The following is a 23,664-nucleotide window of genomic DNA, read 5'->3' as shown; positions in this document are numbered from 1 at the left end:
GCACATCTGGTACGTCGTTCAGGAACCGTTGAGGGCCGGCGCGCCGTCGGGGCTGAGCTGCGGATGCGGCACGCTCGCGAGCGGCGCGCCGGCGAACCCGGCCGCCGCCGACGGCACCGGGTGGCGCTCGGCGAGCGGAGTGACCGTCTGCCCGGTCGTCTCACCCAACACCAGCCGCCGAACGACCCGTTCGGCGGCGCGCCCGTCGTCGTACGGACAGAACCGCTCGCGGAACGCGGTCCGCAGCTGGGTGGAGCGTGACCCGCGCCAGTGGCCGGTCGCGAAGATGTCGATCAGCTCGTCCTCGCTGCGCGCGACCGCGCCCGGCGGGAAGGCGCGCAGGTCGAAGTAGGTGCCACGAGCCGCCTCGTACGCCTCCCAGTCGTCCGCGTGGACCACGATCGGCCGGTCCAGGTTGGCGTAGTCGAACATCAGCGACGAGTAGTCGGTGACCAGCGCGTCCGAGGCGAGGCACAGCGACTCGATGCTCGGATGGTCGGTCACGTCGATGAGCCGGCCGCCGGAGGCGTCCGTCAGCGGGGCGTCGTAGACGTGGTGGGCGCGGGTCAACAGCACGTAGCGCGGGCCGAGTTGGCGCAGCACGCGCTCCAGGTCGAGGGTGAGGCGGGCGCCGCGCTGGTAGTCGCGGTGGGTGGGCGCGTACAGGATCGCCACCGAACCCTCCGGGATGCCCAGCGACTCGCGCAGCCGGGTCACGTCCGTCGAAGTCGCCTGCTGGAACACGTCGTTGCGAGGCTGGCCGGTCTCAAGGGTGGCGTAGCCGCCGGGGAAGACGCGCTCCCATACGAGGGTGGAGTGGCGGTTGGCCGACAGACAGTGGTCCCAGGTGTCGACGTCCGCGAGGAGTGCCGTGAAGTCGGTGTCACGGGCGGCGGCCGGCCGGTCCTGGAGGTCGAGGCCCATCCGCTTCAGCGGCGTCCCGTACTGGGTCCGGATCACCGTCTGGCCGGCCCGCTTCACAAACCGCTCGTCCCAACTGCCGTTGTTCACCAGGTACTTGGAGCGGGCCAGCGCCGTCCAGTAGCGGGCGGTGCCGGGTCGCACCCGGGCGGTCGCCGTCGGGAGCGTGTGATGGTGCTCGGGGCGTGCGACCCACGCTGTGCGCATGCCCGGTACGAAGGAACGGAACGCGGCCTCCAGGGCGCCCGGGTTGCAGCCGTACCCGCGCCCGGAGTGACTGGTGAAGACGGCCCGGTCGGCGCGCAGCGGCAGCCGCCGCTGGACCCGGTAGTGCAGCCGCAGGGCGGACGAACGGACGCTCCGCGCAAGGGACTTGACGAGGCGGGTGATGCGCCTGCGCAGGGCGGACGCGAGTCGCACCGCCCGATACGTGCGGTAGCTGCCCGTCCGGACGAGAAGGTGGCGGAGCCGGGCGCGCAGCGGTACGGCGGCGCCCGGGGTGCGGTAACGGCGGTAGTGGGCCCGCGACTTGCGCAGGAACTCGGCACGGGCGCCGCTCGGCAGCCGGTCGGTCCGGGCCAGTACCGACATCAGCTGGTCGACCATCCGGCGGAACAACACCGGCCGCCAGCGCGTGAGTTCGGGGCGCGCGTCGACGAACGCGAAGAGCCGGTCGTACTGCTCGTGGATGTCGAAGTGCCCACGGTCCGTGGGGGCGTCGGTGTTCTGGCGCGGCCGGCGGTGGTGGACGCAGACCCGGTCCAGGGTCGCGACCGACTCGGCGGCCAGCAGGGCGGGGACCGTCCAGGGGATGTCCGCGTCGGCGCCGGGCGGGAACGTGAGGTTCTCGCGCTCGACGAACTCCCGCTGGTACGCCTTGTTCCAGGCCACCAGCGGCAGCTTCAGCAGCAACGGCCGGTCGTCGAGCCGGAAGGGGACGGGACCCTGCTCGGTGAGCTGCCCGAGGAACGGGCTGCGGACGGTTTCGCCGGTCCAGAGGGCGTTCGCGTGGTCGTAGACGATCACTTCCGGATCGCCCGCCTCCTTGATCCGGTCGGCGATCGCCCGCAGCGCGTCCGGGGCGAGGGTGTCGTCGCCGTCGACGAAGACGAGATAGTCCCCGGTCGCGTGCTCGATCCCCGCGTTGCGCGCCGCGCCCACCCCGCCGTTCTCCGGTAGATGGACGGGGCGCACACGGGCGTCGCGCACCGCGAACTCGTCGACGAGCGCACCGCAGGCATCGGGCGAGCAGTCGTCGACGGCGATCACTTCGAGATCCGGATACGACTGGCCGAGCACCGATTCCAGGCAGTCCTGCAGATACGCCTGAACCTTGTACGCGGGGACGATGACACTGAACCTGGGCAAGGCACATCCATGGGTCGGCGGGTCGGCGCGGGCCTACTGCCCGGGAACGGCCGATGGAGTGACTTGGTTACGCCGATTGCGGCATGTGGGGGACCGGGTGAAATGGGCTTCTTGTCCGGCCTTCCGCTCGTCCGGTTGTGAGCTTGTCCGGTTACTTGACCGCGCCCGCCATCACCCCCGACACGAACTGCCGCTGGAACGCGAAGAACACGGCCAGCGGGATCACCATCGAGAGGAACGCGCCCGGCGCCAGCACCTCGATGTTGCTGCCGAACTGCCGTACCTGCGACTGGAGCGCGACCGTCAGCGGCTGCGACTGCGAGTCGGAGAACACCAGCGCGACCAGCATGTCGTTCCACACCCACAGGAACTGGAAGATCCCCAGGGACGCGATCGCGGGCGCCGCGAGCGGCAGGACGACGGTCGCGAACAGCCTGATCTCGCCCGCGCCGTCCAGCCGGGCCGCCTCCAGCAGCTCGCGCGGGATCTCCGCGAAGAAATTCCGCAGCAGGAAGATCGCGAACGGCAGTCCGAAGCCCACATGGAACAGCACCACCCCGATGATGTCGCCGAAGATCCCGATCTTCCCGAAGAGATCGGAGAGCGGGATCAGCGCCACCTGCACGGGTACGACGAGCAGCGCGACGACGACCAGGAACCACCAGTCGCGCCCCCTGAAGTCCATCCACGCGAAGGCGTATCCGGCCATCGCGCCGATCATGACGACCAGGAGTGTCGCCGGGACCGTGATCCAGATGGTGTTGAAGAGGGAGCTCGTGATCGCGTCGTTCTCCAGCAGCGTCCGGTAGCTCTTGGCGGTGAGCTGCCCGGGCGCCGTGAACACCTTCCACCACCCGGAGGTGGAGATGTCCGTCGGGTCGCGGAACGACGACACGAGCAGCCCGAACGTCGGCACCATCCAGATGAGCGCGACGAGGATGAGGAAGAACCGCATCACGCCGCCCGCGGCGCCGGCGGCCACGCGGGCGGCGAAGGAGCGCTTGGCGCGCACGGGCGGGTCGAGGGGTCGGTCGAGGGTCGGGTCGACAGTCGTCACCGCTGACGCTCCTTCCTGAGTCGACGCAGATTGACGAACATCACCGGCAGGACGAGCAGCAGCAGAAGCACGCCGATCGCGCTGCCGACGCCGTAGTTGCCGCCCCCGCCGAACGACGACAGGAACAACTGGAGCGCGAGGACGTTGGCGTCGTCCTGACTGGGCTGCGGGGCGATGATGTAGACGAGGTCGAACACCTTCATCACATTGATCATCAGCGTGACGAGAACGACGACCAGCACGGGCGCGAGGAGCGGGACGGTGACCCGCCGGAACACCTGCCACTCGTTGGCGCCGTCGACGCGCGCCGCCTCCAGCAGATTCCGGTCCACGCCCGCGAGTCCCGCGGCGATGAGCACCATGGCGAACCCGGCCCACATCCACGTGTAGCTGCCGATGATGGCCGGGGTGACGAGGGTGGGCCCGAGCCAGTCGATCCCGTTGTAGGCGGCGGCGAAGTTCGAGCCGGGCAGGCGCAGTTGGGCCCCGTCGGCGTCGGCGGGCAGACTGAACGTCCCGTCGGCGCCGCTGGTCGCCGAGGCGACGACCTTCCCGTCCTTCACGGCCTCGACCTTGACCCCCTCCAGTGCCTTCTCACCCGGGTCGACCTGCCCCTTCGTACCGCCACCGCCGAGCTTGAAGTCCAGCCAGACGGTGCCGGTGACCCCGGAACCGGAGGCGCCCGCGGCCTTCGCGTTCTCCGGCGTGCCGGGGAGCTTGTTCGGGGCGATGCCCACGAGGGGCAGCAGCGCCGGGGTGCCCGGACTGACGGTCCCGGTGGAGGTGAACGAACCTCCGCCGGACGCCTTGAGGTCGCTGGCCTGGGCGTTTGGGCGGGCCTTCGGATAGACGGAGGCGTCCACGAAGGCGTCGTGCACTGACGTCACGATCGCGTTGGCGACACCCTGGTCCGGGTCCGCCTCGTAGACGAGGCGGAAGATGATGCCCGCCGCGAGCATCGAGATCGCCATCGGCATGAAGACGATCAGCTTGAACGCCGTACCCCAGCGCACCCGTTCGGTCAGCACCGCGAAGATCAGACCGAGCGCGGTGACGAGAGCGGGGGCCACGGCCACCCAGATCGCCGTGTTGCGTACGGCGGTCAGCGTGGCGTCGTTCGTGAAGATGTCGCCGTAGTTCTCCAGGCCGACGAAACCCGATCCGTCCGCGTCGTAGAGGCTGCGCCAGACGGAGTAGCCGATCGGGTAGACGACGAGCGAGCCGAGCAGCACGAGGGCGGGCAGCAGAAACAGACCTGCCACCCACCAGCGGGTGCCGGTGACGCTCTTGCGGGGGGAGGCGGGCGAGGGGATGAGGGTTGGAGCGGGGGTGGGGATGGGGGTGTCGGGGGGCTTGTTCTCCTTCGACTCCATATTGGGGCCGTCAGCCGTTCTTGTACGCCTTGGCGGCGTCGGCCTCTAGTTTCTGCTGGGTGCCCGCGATGTCCTTCGGGTTCTTGAGGAAGTCCTGGAGGTCCTTCCACTCGCCGACGCCTTGGGTACCGCCGAAGGCGGCCGGGGCCTGGTCGGACATGTCGAACCGGAAGTCGTCGCCGGCCGTGATGAGGGCCTTGGCGATGTCCCGGGTGACATCGTCCTTGTACGCCGACTGGTCCATCGTCTTGCTGGGCGAGAGGAAGCCGCCCTGGGCCGCCCAGATCTCGGCCGCGTCGGTCGAGCCGAGGAACGTCAGGAGGGCCTGGGCGCCCGCGCCGCCCTTCAGCGCGACGGCGACGTCGCCGCCGCTGACGACGGGTGCCTGGTCGCCGACCGCCGGGAACGGGAAGACCTTAGCGTTCGTGCCGATCTTGGCCTTTGTGTCCGCGTTGATGTTGGCGGCCACGAAGTCGCCCTCGAAGACCATCGCCGCCGGGGTGTCACCCGTGAAGGTCTGGGTGACCGACTTCGGGAACTCGGTCGCCAGCGCGCCGGAGCGACCGCCCGCGAGGAGGTCGTCCTTGCCCCAGAGCTCGGCGAGGGTGGTCAGGGCGTCCTTGACGGAGGGATCGGTCCACTTGATCTTGTGCTGGGCCAACTGGTCGTACTTCTCCGGCCCCGCCTGTGACAGATAGACGTTCTCGAACCAGTCGGTGAGGGTCCAGCCGTCGGCGCCGCCCACGGAGACGGCGGGGGAGCCGGCGTCGGAGAGGGTCTGGGCAGCAGTGACGAAGTCCTTCCAGGTGGTGGGAACTTCGGTGAGGCCCGCGGCCTCGAACGCGGCGGTGTTGTACCAGACCAGGGACTTGTTGGCGGCCTTGACGTAGATGCCGTACTGCTTGCCCTCGAAGGCACCGAGGTCCTTCCAGCCGGCGGAGAAGTTCTTGTCGAGCTGGGCCTGGGCGTCCGCGCCGAGCGGCTTGAGCCAGCCCTTCTCGGCGAACTGGTGCAGTACGCCCACCTGGGGCAGGAACGCGACGTCCGGCGGCTTGCCGCCCTGGATCTTCGTACCGAGGAACGTGGAGGTGTTGTTGCCGGTCGGCACGAAGTTGACCTTCGCACCGGTGCGCTTCTCGAACTCCTGCAGAACCTTGGTGAAGTTGTCCTGCTCGGGGCCCGTCCAGACGGCGGCGACCTCCAGGGTCTGGCCGTCCAGCTTGGGGAGCTTGACGGAGGCGGAGGTGTCACCGCCGGTACCGGTACTGGGCCCGGTGCCTTTGTCGCCCGGGTCGTCGTCGGAGCCACAGGAGGTGAGGGCGAGAGCGAGGGCTGTGGCGGAGAGGGCGGTCAGGGTGCGTGTACGTAACGTGCTGCGCATGTTTGCCCCGTTCGTCGTTCGGCGTTGAACGTGTTCGGCGCTGTCCCGTGGGCTCTGGTCTACGCCCGGTCGTGGGGGTCGGCAAGGGCGCCTACGCTGTCAAGCGGGTGATCGTGACCGCGTCGTGTCCTTTGCTTCCCTGTTTGCCGGGTGCCCTCGAATTTCTTTCCCACCCGCTCCGGGGAACAGGAGAGGAAGCCGCCGGGAAGGCGGCGGCGCATGGTGTGGGCCATGTCTGCATGCCGCTCGAAAAGTTCGAAGAACAGGCTGCTGTTGGTGATGCCCTATCACCAACTCGCCAGGAAGGCTGCCGAGGCGGGCTTCAAGGTCTGGTCTCTGTGGGACCCCTGGATACCTGAGGCCGACTTCCTGTCGCAGGTCGCGGATGCTTCGGAGGAACTGCTGCACACCAGTTTCGCGGACGAGGCGAGGCTGCGACGGTTGGTGACCCGGATCTCGCATCAGCACAACCTCGGGACCGTGCTGCACTGTGGCAGCGGGCCATCCGTGCTGCCGGTCGTCGAGGAGGCGTGGCATCTTGGGCTGTCTCCGAATCCGCCCGAGGCACTCAGGCGGCTCCGGGAAGCCGACGAGCCATTGGATGAGCCATCAGCGCAGGTCCCTCGGCTGGCTGTACAGACGCTCACCGTGGACGGCTCCCACCACGTCGTGGGCATGGCTTCTCAACTCACCAGCGGTCCACCGGACTTCGCCGTGACGGGGTATCTGTGCCCCGCGCCGCTGTCGACCCCGGAGCGGGCGATGGTCGAACAACTCGTCTGCCTGTTGCTGCGGGCGAGCGGCTACCGATTCGGGCCGGCGCACACCGAAGTGGCGCTCACCGCCGACGGGCCGCGGGTGGTGTGCTGCCGGCCTCGGCTCAGCCCCGATCGCATCCCGCTGCTGATCCAGGTCGCCAGCGGGTTCGACTGTGAGGCGGCGCTCTTCGACGCGCTCCTCGGCGAAGCTCCGCGGCCTCGGCCCGCGTACCAGTACGCCGAGATCGGTTTCTTCCCGCTGCCCGAAGGCCGGTTGCGGGCCTATACGGGGACGGAGGACATAGCGGTCACACCCTGGGTGCGCGGTGCGCGCTTCCCGTACACCGTCCACGACCGGATCCCACCCGCCACGGATCCCCGCTCGCGGCGCGCCTACGTGGTGGTGGAAGGCGGCTCGCCGGAGATCACGGGGGAACGGGTCCGCCAGGCGCGGGCCGACCTCGTCACCGACATCCGTACGGAGGGATGAGCGACCATGAACAGCGGAAGCAACTCCCTGAACGTCCTGGGCATGGACGCGGCGTGCGAAGCCGTCTACCGGCGGCTGCTGGCGCTTCCCGGGGCAGGCAGGCAGGAGCTGGCCGACAGCCTGGGACTGTCCGACCGGGCGCTGGGCGTGGCCCTGGGCCGCCTGCGGGCACTGGGATTCGTACGCCCGGCTGCCGAGCCCCCGCATCAACTGCATGCCGTCAGCCCACATCTGGGCATGGAGATCCTTCTCTCCCGGCAGGAGGCTGAGCTGGGCGCGCGTCAGCAGCGGCTACGAGAGGGGAGGGCTGCGGCAGCACGGCTGCTCGGTGAGTTTCCGCCACCCGGGGGCAATGTGCCGCAGGACGGCGTGGAATTCCTCGACGGGCTCGACAGCATCCGGGACTTCCTGAAGATCCTCAACTCCGAGGTCGGTGAGGAGATGCTGGCCTTCGCACCCGGAGGCGCGCAGACCGACGCGAACATGCGCGCTTCCCGTCCGCTGAACCGACGGCTCCTCGACCGCGGGGTACGGATGCGCACCGTCTATCTCGAAAGTCTGCGACGCGACCGTGCCAGCGTGGCCCACGCCGAATGGCTCACCCTGCACGGCGGAGAAGTACGGACCACGCCGACCCTCCCCAACCGCGTGATCATCTGCGACCGGAGGGTGGCCCTCGTCGCGGTGGACAGTGAACACACCGGGGCGGGTGCCGTCGTCCTGCGGACCCGCGGGCTGGTCGAGACGCTGTGCGCGCTCTTCGACGAAACCTGGCGGCGGGCCGATCCTTTCGGGGCACCTCAGCGCAGGGACACCACGGAGTTCACGCCGCAACAGGCGGAGGCGTTGCGGCTGCTCTCCCAGGGCCACACCGACCAGGCTGTCGCCAAGCGACTCGGCGTCTCGCCACGTACCGCCCGGCGCACCGCGGCCGAGGTCATGGCCCGGCTGGACGCGCGCAGCCGATTCCAGGCCGGGGTCATGGCCGCACAGCGAGGACATCTGCCCCGGCCCTACGCCTGAGCACGGCGTCCACGAGCGACGATCTGGGCCCCCGTGCCGGTCACGACCCGGACCTGGAGGGCACCGCAGGAGCAGTGCAGCCAGATCGTGGTGCCGACTGGGGTTCGCTGCCGGGTGAGGACCTGGAAGTCCTCATGCCCATCGGCTCCGCAGTAGGTGCACAGCGGCTTCTTCGGCGGCTGGGAAGTCCCTGTCGGGACGGCTGTGGAGCCGGTGAGCAACTGGGTCATGGCGGAACTCTCCTGTGGCTTCGGGGACGGTGCGTCGCTGCGTCGCTCCGTACGGCGGTAGGCGGTAGGCGGTAGGCGTCAGGCGGTGCGCGGGGTGCGTACGACCATGGCCATCAGGGCCGCGACGAGGCAGACCGCGCTCAGCGTGGCCCACACCACGTCGTAGGTGCCGAACAGGTCGCGGGCGGTGGCGCCGAGGAAGGCGGAGGCTCCCGCGCCCAGTTGGTGGGCGGAGTTCGTCCAGCCGAAGACGATGGGGCCGTCCTCGCCGTAGACGCGGCTGGTGAGCGCGATGACCGGTGGGACGGTCGCGACATCGACGAGGCCGTAGACAACCACGAAGACGATCATTGGGAGCGTGACCGTGGAGGAGAACACCATCGGCAGCACGAGCAGCGTGAGCGCGCGGATCGCGAAGTAGGCGGTCAGCAGGCGGCGAGGGTCGAAGCGGTCGGTGAGCCAGCCGGAGAAGACCGCGCCCAGGGCGGAGAAGATGCCGATCAGGGACAGCATCGAGGCCGCGGCCGTGACCCGCATGCCATGGTCGTGGGCGGCGGGCGCCCAGTTGCTCCACATGATGCCGTTGGTGGAGGCGCCGCAGATGACGAACATGCCGGCCAGCAGCCAGAACGGGCCGGTGCGCGCAGCGCTGAAGAGCACCTTCACCGTGCGCTGGGCCGCTCCGGACGCGGGTGCGGGCTTGGGCACGAACTCCGTTGCCCCGTACGGCTTCACGCCCGCGTCGGCCGGGTGGTCGCGCAGCAGCAGGAGCACCAGGGCGGCCACCGCCAGCGCCACGAACGCCAGTGTCACCACCGGCGGTTGCCAGCCGAAGCGGTCGACGGCCCACGCGAGCAGCGGCAGGAAGAGCAACTGGCCCAGGTGGCTGGAGGAGCTGAGCGCGCCGGTGACCAGTCCACGGCGCCTGTCGAACCAGCTGCCGGTGACACTGGCGGCGAAGGTCATGGTGAGGCAGCCGCTGCCGAGACCGATCAGTACGCCCCAGTACGCGACGAGCTGCCAGGGCTGTGCCATGACGCTGGTGAGCAGGGCGCCCGCGGTGATGAGCAGCAGCGCACCCACGACCACGCGGCGGATTCCGACCCGGTCCATCAGAGCCGCCGCGAAGGGAGCGGTGAGACCGAAGAGCACCATGTTCACCGAAGCGGCCAGGGCGATCTGGCCGCGGTCCCAGGCGTAGTTCTCATGCAGCGGCGTCACCAGCAGGCCGGGGACGGTGGTGAAGGCACCGGCCGTGACAATGGCCGCGCCCGAGACGACGGCGATGGCCCAGGCGCGGTGGAAGCGTGGCCCCCGGGCGCGCGGTGAGGTGGGCGGTGAGGTCTGTGTCAGCTGAGCCATGCCTCAAGCCTGGTGGGGGAGTCCCACCAAAACGAGGGTCCAGATGGCCGACATGCGCAAGGATATGGCCATGCCTGTCTTCTCCCACACCGGACGGCACCACATCGCCGTCCTCGCCCGCCAGGCCTTGCTCCCCATCGAGCTGGGCATCGTGCACCAGTTGTTCGGACAGGCCAAAGAGGGGGCGTCGGCGGACGGAGAGTGCCTGTACGAGGTCGCCACCTGCACGTTGCGGGCCGGCGACGTGCGTACGGACGGCGACTTCACCGTCCGGGTCCCGCACGGCCCCGAGGCGCTGGCCGAGGCGGACACCGTGATCGTTCTGTCGTCGTACGAGGACTACGTCCAGGAGGTCCCGGAGCTTCCGGCCCCGCTCGCCGCGGCCTTCGCCCGCATCCGCCCCGGCACCCGGATGGCCTCGATCTGCACCGGCGCTTTCGTGCTCGCCTCCGCCGGGCTGCTCGACGGGCACACCGCGACGACGCACTGGCGCTACACCGGCCTGTTCTCCAGGCTGTTCCCGCAGGTCGAACTGGACCCGGACGTGCTCTACACAGACGCCGGAAGCGTGCTGACCTCGGCGGGCTGTGCCTCCGGAATCGACCTGTGCCTGCACATGATCCGGCGTGACCACGGAACGGCCGTCGCCAATGACGTCGCCCGCCGCACCGTCGTACCGCCGCATCGTGAGGGCGGCCAGGTCCAGTACATCCGCCGCCCCGTGCCCGCCCTTTCGGCGCCCGCCACATCGGCCGCCCGCGAGTGGGCGCTGCGGCGCCTGAAAGAGCCCATCACGCTGGGCCAACTGGCAGCCAGAGAAGCGATGAGCGTGCGGAACTTCAACCGGCGTTTCCGCGACGAGGTCGGCATGACGCCGATGAACTGGCTGATCCAGCAGCGACTCGAACGCGCCAGGGAGTTGCTGGAGGAATCGGATCTGCCCGTCGACCAGGTCGCCGCGGAGACAGGACTCGGTACGGCGGCCAACCTGCGTCAGCACTTCCACGCGGCGCTGGGCATCTCACCGAGCGCCTACCGCACCACGTTCCGCGGTCCCGGAGATCCGAGGCCGGCGTACACATGACGAGGCGCGGGGCGGCTCCACCGGAGCGCCCCGCGCCTGACGGGTCATTCGGCTGAGGTCACATCCCGCGTGCGAACTCCCGGTTGCCCAGGTGCTGGGGGGCTCCGCTTGCGGTTGTCCCGTCCATGTCTGAAATCGCGGCCTGCACGTAGTACCGTTCCTAGTGTGATGCGCCAGAAGTCTTGAGGGTTAGTTCTTCTCTGTTTTCTGGTTGTCGGTTCCGACCTTGGTGAGGTAGTCGGCGAGGGAGTTGAGGATCTCGTCGGCGGTCTTGGTCCAGGTGAAGGGCCGTGGGTTCTCGTTCCAGGTGTCGATCCACGCGGCGATGTCGTCCTCCAGGGCCTTCACGGACGTGTGGACGCCCCGACGGATGAGCTTGTCGGTCAACAGGCCGAACCACCGCTCGACTTGGTTCATCCAGGAGGAGCCGGTCGGGGTGAAGTGGACGTGGAAACGGGGGTGCCTGCCCAGCCACGTCTTGATGTCGGCGGTGTTGTGCGTGGCGTAGTTGTCGCACACGAGGTGGACGTCGAGGCCGGCGGGCACCGCCTTGTCGATCGTGACCAGGAACTTCTTGAACTCGATCGCCCGGTGGCGGCGGTGCAGTGCCGATATGACGGTGCCGTCGGCGATGTTGAAGGCCGCGAACAGGCTGGTGATGCCATGCCGGTAGTAGTCATGGGTACGCCGCTCGGGCATGCCCGGCATCATCGGCAGCACCGGCTGCGAGCGGTCCAGCGCCTGGATCTGGGACTTCTCGTCGACGCACAGCACCACAGCTTTCTCAGGCGGGTGGTGGTACAGGCCGACGACGTCGACAACCTTGGCGACGAACTGCGGGTCGGTGGAGAGTTTGAAGGAGTCCTGGAGGTGCGGCTTGAGGTCGAAGCGCTTCCAGATCCGCCCGATGGTGGATTTCGACAGGCCCGTGCGCTGGGCCATCGAGGCCCTTGACCAGTGCGTGTCCTTGCCCGGAGTGGACTCCAGGGTCGCCACGATGACGTCCTCGACCTGATCGAGCAGGATCGAGGGCGGCCGGCCCACCCGGGGCTCGTCGGACAGGCCGTCGAGGCGCTTGACGATGAACCTCGCACGCCAGCGTTCCACCGTCGACTCGTCAACACCCAGGTCGATCGCGGCCTGCCGGTTCGTCCCGCCCTCTGCACAGCGCAGCACGATCCTTGCGCGCAACGCCAGATACTGGGCCGTCTTCGCCCGCCTCGCCCACCGGATGAGCTGATCCCGCTCAGCCTCAGTCAGGACCAGGTCGGCCTTCGGTCGGCCGATACGAGCGGCATCCTCAAGCCCGGCCAGCCGCTCAGCGGCGAACTTCCCGCGCCACTTCCTCACCGTCGACACCGTCACGCCGACCTCTGCTGCCACACGCGCATTCGGCGCACCGTCCGCGCACGCCAGCACAATGCGCGCCCGCTCCACAAAACGTGGCGCCACCACCCCACTGACCCAACGGGACAACTCCGCGCGCTCCTCAGCGGACAGAGTGACTTCAACAGCACGAGGACCCGGCGACATACAAACAGGCTAGCGACTTAGCCCCGATATTTCTGGCGCATCACACTAGAGACTGAGCGGGAGTGAGTTCTGTTGCCAGAACCCATGCTCAGCCGAACGCCCCGGACGGTGTTGGGCGTTCTGGTTGCCCGCGTTCGCTCCGCGTCCGGGCGGCACGGATCGTGTCCGTGGTCCGGGGATGCGGGGGCGGGTTCCCTCACGCCCAGGAACACGCCGATCGGCCTGGACGGTCCGATGCCCCACCGCATCACTCCGGTGTGGTGGGGGCGGTGTCGTCCGTCGCCGGATCGGGTGTCCCTGGGCGCGCCTTCCGATCGCCACGGCAGCAGTCTCGTGACGAGTGGTCTTACGGATAGTGGTGGTGAGGGGTTTCTGCCAGTGCTGGGCACCCCAGTGGCTGGTGTAGGCGGGGTCGACGGCGATGACCGCGACACCTGTCTGATCCGCCATCGAGGACAGCCGGGCGCGGAGTTTGCCGATGGGCATGCCGGAGATCAGCTGCCGGAAGCGTTTCCTGCAGCCGTGTTTCTCCCGGGTCTTCTCCGCCGCGAAGTCCAGGTCCTCCACCGCGACCGCCTTCACCCCGCACGTGTGGGCCCAGTGCAGGAGGCGGGTGAGGGCGTGGCGGACCTGGGCGTCGCGGTGTTCGGCGGTGCCGGTCAGGTCGTAGGAGAAGCGGCGTGGGCTGCCGGTCGGGTTGCCGTGGATGTCGAGGTTCCAGGCGGCGAGGTGGTCGGCGTTCATGTCGACACCGATCACACCCTGGGCGAGCGCGGCCTCCAGCGGGACGGTCTGTGCGACCGGAATCTGCCAGGAGGCGGTCAGGTACCAGCGGTCCCGGCCGGTATCGAGGTGGATGCGGTAGGCGACCGCCCGGTTCGCTGCGACCCTGTCGGCCCACTCACCGCCCCGGTGCGCGAACCGCACCGCGCAGGCCAGGACGTACCGTCCGTGCGGGGCGTTCGCCAGTTGAGCGAGAGGCGCGGGAAGCTTGATGCTTACCTCGCCGTCGGGGCTGATGCGGATCGTCTCGTTGCCGTAGCGCTTGCCGGACTCACCGTCCGCCTGACAGAACCAGCGCTCCGCCTCCCAACATCCGCGCCACTGCGACTCTGTGATCTGGGCCGCGTCCAGATGGTGGCGGGTGCGGGCCAGACGTTTGCCGCCCCGCACGACGTGCACGAGGCCGGCCTCACGATCTGCCCGCGCAGTGGCCAGCCGGTCCTCCAGTACGCGCAGCCTCCGGGACTTCGCATGCCACTCCCGCTGGGACCTGTATCCCCCGGGCGCGTGCTTGGTTCCCTTCTGCCCGACCGGCAGGGACAGCCGGTGTTCGATGGTGCGGATGCCCGCTTCCAGGTTGTGGAGGTGCGCGAGCTGGCCACGGCGGGCCAGCGCCCACTGGTCGTGCGTGGCCTTGGTGATCGACCCGGCCCACCGCGACGACGACAGTGGCGTCAGCTCCCGCTTACGCACCGCCCACGCCTCACCGGAATGCGCCAGACCGTCCCGGCAGCGCGCCTTGAGATCCTTCGAAGCCAGCGACCCCAGATGCGCACCCATCAGACGCAGCACCTTCTCATCGCCTGGCGTCAGCTCTTTGAGACGGGTACGGACGGCCACACCACTGGGACCCGACGCGACGAACGGCGGCGCGATGCTCCGCAGTTCACCCACCTCGCCACCCCCGCCCGGCCCCACCCGAAGAACCTTGTCGCCATGGGAAACGAGCGCTACCCAAGGAGGTCACGCATTCGATGAGGGAACGTCAGTTCCCTCATCGAAAACCGGCCCCACGGCCGAGGAGCGCGACACCCACCAGAGCATCAACACTCACTCCCACTCACCAAAACGCTCTTCAACACACTCCAGCGCCAACAGCTCCAAACCCCCTACGGACGATGCCTGCCTTCGAGCCCAAGTTGTGATCCTAAGCTCATGCAGGGGGCACCTACCCGGGTGCCCGCCCCGCCCCGTCACAGCAGCGACGGCACCTCCACTGCCGACACCGACCGCGCCGCCCGCTCCAACGCGCTGGCCAACAGCGCCAGATCCGTCGGCCCGTTGCCCAGTTCCCGCACCGGCCGACGCGCCGGCGGATCACCCATGCGCTGCCAGTCCAGCGCGGCGACAGTCGGCCGCAGCGTCGCCGTACGCGGGATACGCCCCGTCACCCGCCCCCCTTGGAACGGGACACCCCTTCCGTCCGCCCCGCTCAACCGCCCCCGCCCGGCCGCGGGTTCGTCCGGCCCCGGCGCGGTCGCGTCCAGCACGACCCGCAGCGCGGCCCCCCGGGCCAGTTCCGTCTCCGCCGTACGCCCGCCGACGCCCGCCGCGGCCACCAGATGCACCCCGAGCCGCTCGCCCTCCCGGGCCACCGCCTCCAACGCCCGCACCACGGATCCCGCCGACGGCCGCCCCGGCGACCCCAGCGGCGGCGACACCAACGCGTCCAGGTCGTCCACGACCACCACGAGACGGGCCAGGGGCGGTGTCTCCGTACGCCGCCGACTCGCCGCCGGCCGCAACCTCATCGTCGAACTGGGCGGCGAATCGAGATCCCCGGCGCCCTCCCCCGCCCCCGCGCCCAACGCGCCCACCGAACCGTGCGTGCCCGCCCCGGACTTCGACCGCTGCGGCCCGATCCGGCCGGACAGTTCGCGCCCGGTGTGCCACTCGGCGAAACCGACCCGCCCGAGCAACTCGGCCCGCCGCTTCAGTTCGGCGCTGAGCGACTGGGCGAACTCCCGCATGCGGACGGGATCGTTGGCCGTGAGGTGAGTGGTGACATGCGGAAGGTCGGTACACACCCGCAGCCCCTCCCCGTGCTGCGCACCGCCACCGCTCCCGCCGCTCCCACCAGTGCCGTCCCGGCCGTCCATCAGCACGATGCCCAGCCGGTCGGGCCGCTCGGCGGCGGCCAGTGACGCGACGACCGCCCGCAGCAACTCCGTACGCCCGCTGCCGGGCGGCCCCTCGATCAGCAGGTGCGGTCCATCGGCCGCGAGGTCAACGCCGACGGGCCCGCGCGGGCCGGCGCCGAGTACGGCCCAGGCCCGGCCGCCGAGCGTCTCCTTGTCGTCGGCCGCGTCCGCCCAACGGGCCATCAGGGACGCCGGGGTGGCCCGGGCGAGCCCCAACTCGTCGAGCAGCCGCGCCGCTTGCGGCAAGGGAGCGGAGACGCGCTGCTGCCGTCCCCCGGCGGCACCGTCGGTGCGCAGCGGAGCCAGCGCCCGCGCGAACCGCTCGGCCCAGGCCAGCGAGACGGCATCCACGGCGGCGACGGAACCCTGCCCGACCAGCCCGGCGCCGCCGGCGGGCGCTCGGCCCGTCGTACCGCCGGAGCAGTAGCCGGAGCCGGCATCGAAGCCTGCGTCGGTGGCATCCGCCCGCCCAGGCGCCGTCACCCCCGCCCGTGCCACCCGCATCACATGCAGCGCCGTGGCCACGTCACCGCTGAGCAGTGCCACCGCCCCGCACTCACGGAACGGCGGTGAGGCCGCGCACGCCGCCTCGTACGTCTCCGTCACCGGTGACGCGGGCGACGCCGCCTCCGTCTCCGCGAGGCACACGACGTGTATCCCGGCCCGGGGTCCCTCCTGCGCCAACCGAGCGACGGCCTCCCGGACCGCGGCACCGCCCGGGTCCCCGTCCACGACGACCACGGTGTACGGCCCCGCGAAACCGTCCGCCGACGCGGCAGGGCCGTCGTCCCGGGCCCACGAGGGCCGTCGGGCCGCTCCCCGGTCACCCTGCGCGCCCAGGTCCGGGTCTCCGCCACCCTCGGTGAGGCACTTCGCCGCCGTTTCCGCATCGCGGTCCTCCAGGCGGCGCAGGAGTTCGTCGGTGCGGGCCGTGGCCTGTTCGCGGTCGTAGGCGACGAGGAGGCGGCAGTCCTGACCGTGCCCGGGGCGCAGATGCGGGAGCCACCCGAGCCAGGACCACTCGGCGGTGCGCTCCTCGGGGGTGCGCGCGCGGTCCGTGCTGATCAGGACGACTTCCAGGGCCTCGGGGGAGTGCAGCGCCGTCAGCTGGGCCACCACCGCACGGGCCAGCCCCGCGAGCCGCGCGCGCGGCCCCGCCAGCCCCAGCGCCCCGACCTCACGCAGCCCGGCGGTCACCGGTACGGCGGGCAGCAGCCCCGAGCCGTCGGGGGCCGCGCGGTCCGCCGTACCGAGCCGGACCGTGAGCGCTTCCGGGTGGCCCGGGCCGCGCTCCCAGAGCCGAGGGCCCGGGCCCAGGGCCGTGAGCAGCAGCGTCGCCGGGTCGGGCCAGCTCTCCGGTGCCTGCGACGGGACGTCCGTGAACTCCGGGGCGGCCGGGTCGGACACCGGCCCCTCGTCGTCGTACACCTCGCCCTCGATCGCCTCCTGCTCCGCGCGCCCGCCGGTCAGCCGCCGCGCCCACTTGGAGAGCCCACCGCGCCTGCGCACGCCCTGCGGAACGTCCGTCCCCCTGACGGGCGTGCCCTTGCGCCCGCTGCCCGCGGAAGCCTCCGCCTCGCCCTCGCCCACGTCGTGGGAGCGTGCCCGCGGTACCGCGGCAGCCCCGGACACCGGCCCCGGCACGGAGAAGCCGGCGCCGTGGGTGTCCCCGGCGCCGCCGGAAGCCCTCGCCGTACCCGCGGTTCCCGGAGCGCCTGCCGGGCCCGTGGACCCCCGGCGCTCGATCTGCGGTGCCCGCCCCTGACCCGGGACGAGCGGCTGCGCCGCCTCCGCCGAGTTTCGCGGGGCACGTGACTCGGGTGCGCCCCCGGCGGCTCCCCAACTCGCCGAACCGTAGGCGTGATGGGTCTCCCCGGAGGGCGGTTTCGCCGTGCCGCCGGGCTGCACGCGCGCGTGAGGCGTCTGAGCCGGACGAGACGCGGATGTGGATCGGGAGGGGGATGTCGTGGGGGAGGGGCGCCTGCCGTGGGTGTCCTGGGCGTCCTCGGGGGCCACCGACTCGTCCGCCGGGCGCCCCGCGGTCGTCGTGCGCCCTTCGGTGACGCTCACGCGCACGTGGCCCTCGCCGTCGGGGGTCGTGCCCACGCGTGTGCCCGCGTCCCCGGGCGGCGTCAGCCGCAGGGCGGACTCGCCGATGCGCAGCAGCGCGCCCGGCGCGAGACGGACGGGGCGGGTGCCGAGGCGGGTGCCGGACAGCGTCGTACCGTTCGTGGAGCCGAGGTCCGCGACCCCTATGCGGCCGTCCGCCGCGACCGTGACCGCGCAGTGCAGCCGGGATACGTCCGGGTCGTCCAGCGGGACGTCGGCGTCGGCGGAGCGGCCGATGGTGATCTGGCCGCCGTGCAGGAGATGGACCCCGCCCGCGTCCGGTCCCGCGACCACGTGCAGCTGGGCCGCCACCTCGTCCGCCTCGGGGTGCGGCTCGGGCTCCGCGGGTGTACCGAGGGCGAGCACGGCGCCGTCGACCAGCGGGGGCTCCCCGAGGGTGCAGCGCTGGGCGTCGAGGCGCTGGTCGCCCGCGTAGAGCACCACCGCGCCACCGCTCTCGCGGTCCCGGCCGCGCTCGGGCAGTGACGAACCCCCGTCGCCCGCGACCACCGACGCCAGGGCCGAGGCGACCGTGGCGAGCGCCGTGCCGGCGGGAGCGGTGACCAGTACGTCGCAGCTCGCGGCGCGCGCCCACGGCTCCGAGGGCGGGCCCAGCGGGTCTACGACGGTCAACCGGATCTGCATCGCCGTCAGCGGTCCCTTCTGCACGGACACCCGGAAAGGAGGACGAAGTCACGCCACGGGTCCCACCACCGCGGACTTCCCCCACCGCACACGAGCACGTAGGCCAGTACTGGAGGCATCCTCGCACCTGCCACTGACAACGCGCCCGCCCCCCACCGATAAGTGATCTTGAATGGTCGTCTCTGCCCGCAAAAGTGCCTGACCAGTGACTGGCGGCTGTCCGTTTGGGATCGGTTTGGTTATCGGTTTGAGATCGGTCACGTTCGGGATTCGGCAACCGAGGTGACCGATCGAGACGTCTTTCCCGACGACTTTCCGACAGCTTTTCCCACGTTTCCCATGTCTTTTCGTCGAACGCGCGAAGGCGGCCGTACGTAGCCGTCTGTGGGTGGCGGCCGCTGCCCGGGGTGTTCAGGGAGCGCGGCACTACAGTGGGTCGGAAGACCGTGTACGGGATGTACGTATGTAAGGGAGCCATGACGTGCGGCCGGTAGGGAGCAAGTACCTCCTTGAGGAGCCGCTGGGACGCGGCGCCACAGGCACCGTCTGGCGCGCCCGCCAGAGGGAGACCGCGGGAGCCGAGGCAGCCGTGCCCGGCCAGCCCGGCGAGACCGTGGCGATCAAGGTCCTCAAGGAGGAGCTCGCCAACGACGCGGACATCGTGATGCGCTTCCTGCGCGAGCGGTCCGTGCTGCTGCGGCTGATCCACCCGAACATCGTCCGCGTACGGGACCTGGTGGTCGAGGGCGATCTGCTGGCGCTGGTCATGGACCTCATCGACGGGCCCGACCTGCACCGGTACCTGCGGGAGAACGGTCCCTTCACGCCCGTCGCCGCCGCCCTCCTCACCGCCCAGATCGCCGACGCGCTCGCCGTCAGCCACGCCGACGGTGTCGTGCACCGGGACCTGAAGCCCGCCAACGTCCTGCTCATGCAGGACAACGGCCGGATGCATCCGATGCTCACCGACTTCGGCATCGCCCGCCTCGCCGACTCCCCGGGCCTCACCCGCACCCACGAGTTCGTCGGCACTCCCGCCTACGTCGCCCCGGAGTCCGCCGAAGGCCGTCCGCAGACCTCCGCCGTCGACATCTACGGCGCCGGCATCCTGATGTACGAGCTGGTCACCGGCCGTCCGCCGTTCGGCGGCGGGTCCGCCCTCGAAGTACTGCACCAGCACCTCACCGCCGAGCCGCGCCGCCCGTCGACCGTGCCCGAACCCCTGTGGACGGTCATCGAGCGCTGCCTGCGCAAGAACCCGGACGAACGCCCCAGCGCCGAGAACCTCGCGCGCGGGCTGCGCGTCGTCGCCGAAGGCATCGGCGTCCACGCCAACTCGATGCAGATCGCGGCCGCCGAGGGTGTCGTCCACCTGCTCGCACCGGATCCGGCGCCGACCGCGGTACCCGGGGCGGGCGACCCGACCCAGGTGCTGCCGCACAGCGCGGGCATGCCGGGGGCGTACGACCCGAACGCCGCCACCAGCGTGCTGCCGCACACCGGGGGTCCAGGTGCCGTGGGAATGGGTGCCGTGGGCGCCGCGGACCCCACGGCCGTCATGCCGCCCGTGCCGCAGAACCAGCCCGGGGGGCCCGAGGACCCGCACCCCTGGCAGAACCAGCTGCGTGCCGCCCGGGACCGAAACGAGCAGACGCAGGTCCAGTACCTGGACCCCGGCGAGGACCCCCTGCGCCGCCGGCCCCAGCGGCAGCCGGGCCGGCCGCCGCAGCAACAGCCCCAGCAGCCGCCGTACCAGCAGCAGACGTCGCGTCAGCAGCGGGGGCCGCAGCCCCAGCCCGGATACGGATATCCGCAGGGGCAGGGGCAGCCGCCCCAGCACCAGCAGTACGCGCCGCCTCAGCACCAGCAGCACCAGCAGCCGCAGCGGTACGCGCCGCCCGCTCCCGCTCCCGTTCCCCAGCGCCCTCAGCAGCCCGAGGGACGGCCGCCGCGTGAGCCCAGGGAACCGAGGGAACCCAGGCAGCGCAGCGCCAACCGGATGAAGATCCCCGGGCTCGGCTGCCTCAAGGGGTGCCTGTTCACGATCATCATCCTGTTCGTCGCCGCGTGGCTGATCTGGGAACTGAGCCCGCTGCAGGGATGGATCGGGTCGACGAAGGGGTTCTTCGCGCAGCTCGGTGACTGGATCGACACCGTCAGCGGGTGGGTCGGGGATCTGGGCGGGGGCTCCGGCGGATCCGGGGGCTCTGGGAACTGACCCGGGACCCGGCGGCGCGCGAGTGGCCCGGCTGCCCCGGGCCGGCTGTCCCGGCCGCGAGGAGGTCACCCGGGCAATCTGGCGGTAGTCGGTGCATATGAGGACCAGACGGGCGGTGCTCCGGTCGTGATTCCGGTGCGACTCTGGGGATTTGTCGACACCTGGCGGGTGATTTCCGTCCCGGCGGTGAAGGTTGGGCCTCCGGACGCGTAGCTTTATCGGCTGAGGTCGAGGTCTGTCGGCTGGAGGTCCAGGGGCCCGCGGCACAGCCGCTGGTGTTTCGCCCCGGATCGGCGCCGCGTCGGCAACACGCGTCTGTAGGAGCAGTCTTGGCACGGAAGATCGGCAGCCGGTACACCGCCAACCAGATCCTGGGGCGGGGCAGCGCCGGCACGGTGTGGCTGGGCGAGGGCCCCGAGGGGCCCGTCGCCGTCAAGCTGTTGCGCGAGGACCTGGCGTCGGACCAGGAGCTCGTCGGACGCTTCGTGCAGGAGCGGACCGCGTTGCTCGGTCTGGAGCATCCGAACATCGTGTCCGTACGGGACCTGGTGGTCGACGGCAACGACCTTGCGCTCGTCATGGACCTGGTGCGGGGTACGGACCTGCGTACCCGGCTCGACCGCGAGCGCAGGCTCGCACCCGAGGCCGCGGTCGCGATAGTGGCCGACGTCGCGGACGGGCTGTCCGCCGCGCACGCCGCCGGGGTCGTGCACCGCGACGTGAAGCCGGAGAACGTCCTGCTGGACATGCAGGGCCCCCTGGGCCCCGGCGGCTCGCACCCCGCCCTCCTGACGGACTTCGGCGTCGCGAAACTGATCGACTCACCGCGACGGACCCGGGCCACGAAGATCATCGGTACACCGGACTATCTGGCGCCGGAGATCGTCGAGGGCCTGCCCCCGCGCGCGGCGGTCGACATCTACGCGCTGGCGACCGTCCTGTACGAGCTGCTGGCCGGCTTCACGCCCTTCGGCGGCGGCCACCCGGGCGCGGTGCTGCGCAGGCATGTGACAGAGACGGTGGTCCCCCTCCCCGGGATTCCCGAAGAACTGTGGCAGCTGCTCGTGCAGTGCCTGGCGAAGGCGCCGGCGTCGCGGCTGCGGGCGTCGGAGCTGGGGGCGCGGCTGCGGGAGCAGTTGCCGTTGCTGGTGGGGATGCCGCCGCTGGACGTGGACGAGCCCGACTCGGAGGAGGACGGGGCGGAGTTCGGCCAGGGCCCAGGGCATGGGCATGGGCAGGGTGCGCGGGACGAGGCGTACGACGAGGTGGCCGCGCCGGCGGGGGAGCGGGTGCGGCGGGGCGCGGTGCCGTTGGTGCGGGGCGCGAAGCCGGATTCGAACCGGGACACGCACACGTCGATGCGGGTGCCCGGGCCGGACGAGCTGGCGGGCGGGGCGCTGGGTACGGCCCGCGTGCCGCGTCCCGTGGGCGCGCCGCGTCCTGGCTCGGCCCGGCATCGGGCTTCGGCGCGGCGGCGCAGGGTGACGTTGGGGGCGGCTGCGGTGGTGCTGGTGGCTGCGGTGGGGGTCGGTACGTGGGTGGCCGCGTCGGGCGACGACGCGGGGGCGACGCCTCAGGACACGAGAAACTCGGCACCGGCGTCGCCGTGAGGGGCGGTTTTCTCGACCCCGCCGCCCCTACCCCCCCGTCCCTGGGGGCTGCGCCCCCAGACCCCCGCTACGGCCCTGAAGGGCCTTGTCCTCAAACGCCGGACGGGCTGAAATGCCTGGTCCTGGGCTGGACGGAGGCGGTGACGGGAGGGCGTGACCACGTCTGTCGAACGTCGGACGGACAGGTGGGAAAAGCCCGCCCCAGTTCAAGAGACGGCACCGAAATCCTGCCGCTCGGCGGAGCCGTTACGCTGGTGTCGTGGCAGTCGTCGATGTATCCGAAGAGCTCAAGTCCCTCTCCTCGACCATGGAGTCGATCGAGGCCGTCCTGGACCTCGACAAGCTGAGGGCAGATGTCGCCGTGCTCGAGGAGCAGGCGGCAGCCCCGTCCCTGTGGGACGACCCGGAGGAAGCGCAGAAGATCACCAGCAAGCTTTCCCACCTCCAGGCGGAGGTGAGGAAGGCCGAGGCGCTGCGCGGGCGGATCGACGATCTGAGCGTGCTCTTCGAGATGGCCGAGGAGGAGGACGACCCGGACACCCGCGCCGAGGCCGAGACCGAGCTGACCTCCGTCAAGAAGGCCCTCGACGAGATGGAGGTCCGTACCCTCCTCTCCGGTGAGTACGACGCCCGTGAGGCCCTCGTCAACATCCGCGCGGAGGCCGGTGGCGTGGACGCCGCCGACTTCGCCGAGAAGCTGCAGCGGATGTACCTGCGGTGGGCCGAGCAGAAGGGCTTCAAGACCGAGGTCTACGAGACGTCGTACGCCGAAGAGGCCGGCATCAAGTCGACCACCTTCGCCGTCCAGGTGCCGTACGCCTACGGGACGCTGTCCGTGGAGCAGGGCACGCATCGCCTCGTACGCATCTCGCCCTTCGACAACCAGGGGCGCCGGCAGACCTCGTTCGCCGGTGTGGAGATCCTGCCCGTGGTGGAGACGACCGATCACATCGAGATCGACGAGTCCGAGCTGCGCGTCGACGTCTACCGGTCCTCCGGCCCCGGTGGCCAGGGCGTCAACACCACCGACTCGGCGGTGCGCCTGACCCACCTCCCTACCGGCATCGTCGTCTCCTGTCAGAACGAGCGGTCGCAGATCCAGAACAAGGCGAGCGCGATGAACGTCCTCCAGGCCAAGCTCCTCGACCGGCGCCGTCAGGAGGAGCAGGCCAAGATGAACGCCCTCAAGGGCGACGGCGGCAACTCCTGGGGCAACCAGATGCGTTCGTACGTCCTGCACCCCTACCAGATGGTCAAGGACCTGCGGACGGACTTCGAAGTCGGCAACCCCGAGGCCGTGTTCAACGGTGAGATCGACGGTTTCCTCGAAGCCGGAATTCGCTGGCGCAAGCAGCAGGAGAAGTAGAACTCCTTATCGACAAAGCAACCGCCGCCCACAGGGCGGCGGTTGCTTTGCGTCTGGAGATGTCTGGGTTTTACATCACACTCACAGGGTCCGATGTGCGGCAAGGGAGGAGTAAGGGGACATTGCACGCGCAACGACCTTGACGTGTTCTTGGGAAATCGGAAAGGTAAAGCTCGGCATGCGTATCTCTGGGGCGCATGTGACCCGGGGGC

15 protein-coding genes are annotated in these 23,664 nt (G+C 70.5%); 6 read left to right on the top strand and 9 right to left on the bottom strand.

Annotation, left to right across the window (positions count from 1 at the left end):
- Positions 1-18: 18 nt before the first annotated feature.
- From OG734_RS17165 to OG734_RS17150, 4 genes are all read right to left on the bottom strand, one after another.
- Complete coding sequence (locus OG734_RS17165; protein WP_330288373.1) at positions 19-2,289, bottom strand: bifunctional glycosyltransferase/CDP-glycerol:glycerophosphate glycerophosphotransferase; 2,271 nt, start codon at positions 2,287-2,289, stop codon at positions 19-21.
- A gap of 151 nt (positions 2,290-2,440) precedes the next feature.
- Positions 2,441-3,346: a carbohydrate ABC transporter permease gene (locus OG734_RS17160; protein ID WP_330288372.1), complete on the bottom strand. Its 906-nt coding sequence runs from the start codon at positions 3,344-3,346 to the stop codon at positions 2,441-2,443.
- A complete protein-coding gene (locus tag OG734_RS17155) occupies positions 3,343-4,719 on the bottom strand; it encodes a carbohydrate ABC transporter permease (protein WP_330288371.1) in 1,377 nt (458 codons plus the stop codon). The genes OG734_RS17160 and OG734_RS17155 overlap by 4 nt, the downstream gene beginning before the upstream one ends.
- A gap of 10 nt (positions 4,720-4,729) precedes the next feature.
- On the bottom strand, positions 4,730-6,100 hold the full coding sequence (locus OG734_RS17150; protein WP_330288370.1) for an ABC transporter substrate-binding protein: 1,371 nt from the start codon (positions 6,098-6,100) through the stop codon (positions 4,730-4,732).
- Positions 6,101-6,331: 231 nt separating this feature from the next.
- Here OG734_RS17150 and OG734_RS17145 point away from each other — a divergent pair, with 231 nt between their 5' ends.
- Positions 6,332-7,348 (top strand): phosphoribosylglycinamide synthetase, encoded by a 1,017-nt coding sequence (locus OG734_RS17145; protein WP_330288369.1) that lies wholly within the window; start codon positions 6,332-6,334, stop codon positions 7,346-7,348.
- Positions 7,349-7,354: 6 nt separating this feature from the next.
- Positions 7,355-8,371, top strand: coding sequence for a helix-turn-helix domain-containing protein (locus tag OG734_RS17140; protein WP_330288368.1), 1,017 nt, complete (start codon positions 7,355-7,357; stop codon positions 8,369-8,371).
- On the opposite strand, the gene OG734_RS17135 is transcribed toward OG734_RS17140, so the two are convergent.
- Entirely contained in the window at positions 8,362-8,601 is a 240-nt protein-coding gene (locus tag OG734_RS17135; RefSeq protein WP_330288367.1) for a hypothetical protein, read from the bottom strand. The two genes, OG734_RS17140 and OG734_RS17135, sit on opposite strands and share 10 nt — an antisense overlap.
- A gap of 78 nt (positions 8,602-8,679) precedes the next feature.
- Positions 8,680-9,963 (bottom strand): MFS transporter, encoded by a 1,284-nt coding sequence (locus tag OG734_RS17130; protein ID WP_330288366.1) that lies wholly within the window; start codon positions 9,961-9,963, stop codon positions 8,680-8,682.
- 64 nt (positions 9,964-10,027) lie between these two features.
- On the opposite strand from OG734_RS17130, the gene OG734_RS17125 reads away from it, so the two are divergent.
- Positions 10,028-11,047 (top strand): GlxA family transcriptional regulator, encoded by a 1,020-nt coding sequence (locus OG734_RS17125; protein WP_330293693.1) that lies wholly within the window; start codon positions 10,028-10,030, stop codon positions 11,045-11,047.
- A gap of 189 nt (positions 11,048-11,236) precedes the next feature.
- Here the strand turns inward: OG734_RS17125 and OG734_RS17120 are convergent, their stop codons facing one another.
- The 3 genes from OG734_RS17120 to OG734_RS17110 all read right to left on the bottom strand — a co-directional run bounded on the left by OG734_RS17120 (position 11,237) and on the right by OG734_RS17110 (position 18,258).
- Positions 11,237-12,580, bottom strand: coding sequence for an IS630 family transposase (locus tag OG734_RS17120; protein WP_330287807.1), 1,344 nt, complete (start codon positions 12,578-12,580; stop codon positions 11,237-11,239).
- Between the two features lie 45 nt (positions 12,581-12,625).
- Positions 12,626-14,257 carry a transposase gene (locus OG734_RS17115; protein WP_330288365.1) on the bottom strand — a complete coding sequence of 544 codons (1,632 nt, stop codon included), beginning with the start codon at positions 14,255-14,257 and terminating at the stop codon, positions 12,626-12,628.
- Between the two features lie 299 nt (positions 14,258-14,556).
- A complete protein-coding gene (locus OG734_RS17110) occupies positions 14,557-18,258 on the bottom strand; it encodes an FHA domain-containing protein (RefSeq protein ID WP_330293692.1) in 3,702 nt (1,233 codons plus the stop codon).
- 481 nt (positions 18,259-18,739) lie between these two features.
- Between OG734_RS17110 and OG734_RS17105 the strand changes: the two genes are divergently transcribed.
- From OG734_RS17105 to prfB, 3 genes are all read left to right on the top strand, one after another.
- Positions 18,740-20,476, top strand: coding sequence for a serine/threonine-protein kinase (locus OG734_RS17105; protein ID WP_330288364.1), 1,737 nt, complete (start codon positions 18,740-18,742; stop codon positions 20,474-20,476).
- A gap of 329 nt (positions 20,477-20,805) precedes the next feature.
- Positions 20,806-22,086 carry a serine/threonine-protein kinase gene (locus OG734_RS17100; protein ID WP_330288363.1) on the top strand — a complete coding sequence of 427 codons (1,281 nt, stop codon included), beginning with the start codon at positions 20,806-20,808 and terminating at the stop codon, positions 22,084-22,086.
- 259 nt (positions 22,087-22,345) lie between these two features.
- Positions 22,346-23,452, top strand: a complete 1,107-nt coding sequence (prfB, locus tag OG734_RS17095) for a peptide chain release factor 2 (RefSeq protein ID WP_330288362.1) — start codon at positions 22,346-22,348, stop codon at positions 23,450-23,452.
- The last annotated feature ends 212 nt before the right edge of the window (positions 23,453-23,664 follow it).

Source organism: Streptomyces sp. NBC_00576, assembly GCF_036345175.1.
Taxonomy (GTDB): Bacteria; Actinomycetota; Actinomycetes; order Streptomycetales; family Streptomycetaceae; genus Streptomyces.
The sequence above is the reverse complement of the archived record's forward strand: the minus strand, read 5'-3'. Positions and strand labels throughout refer to the sequence as shown.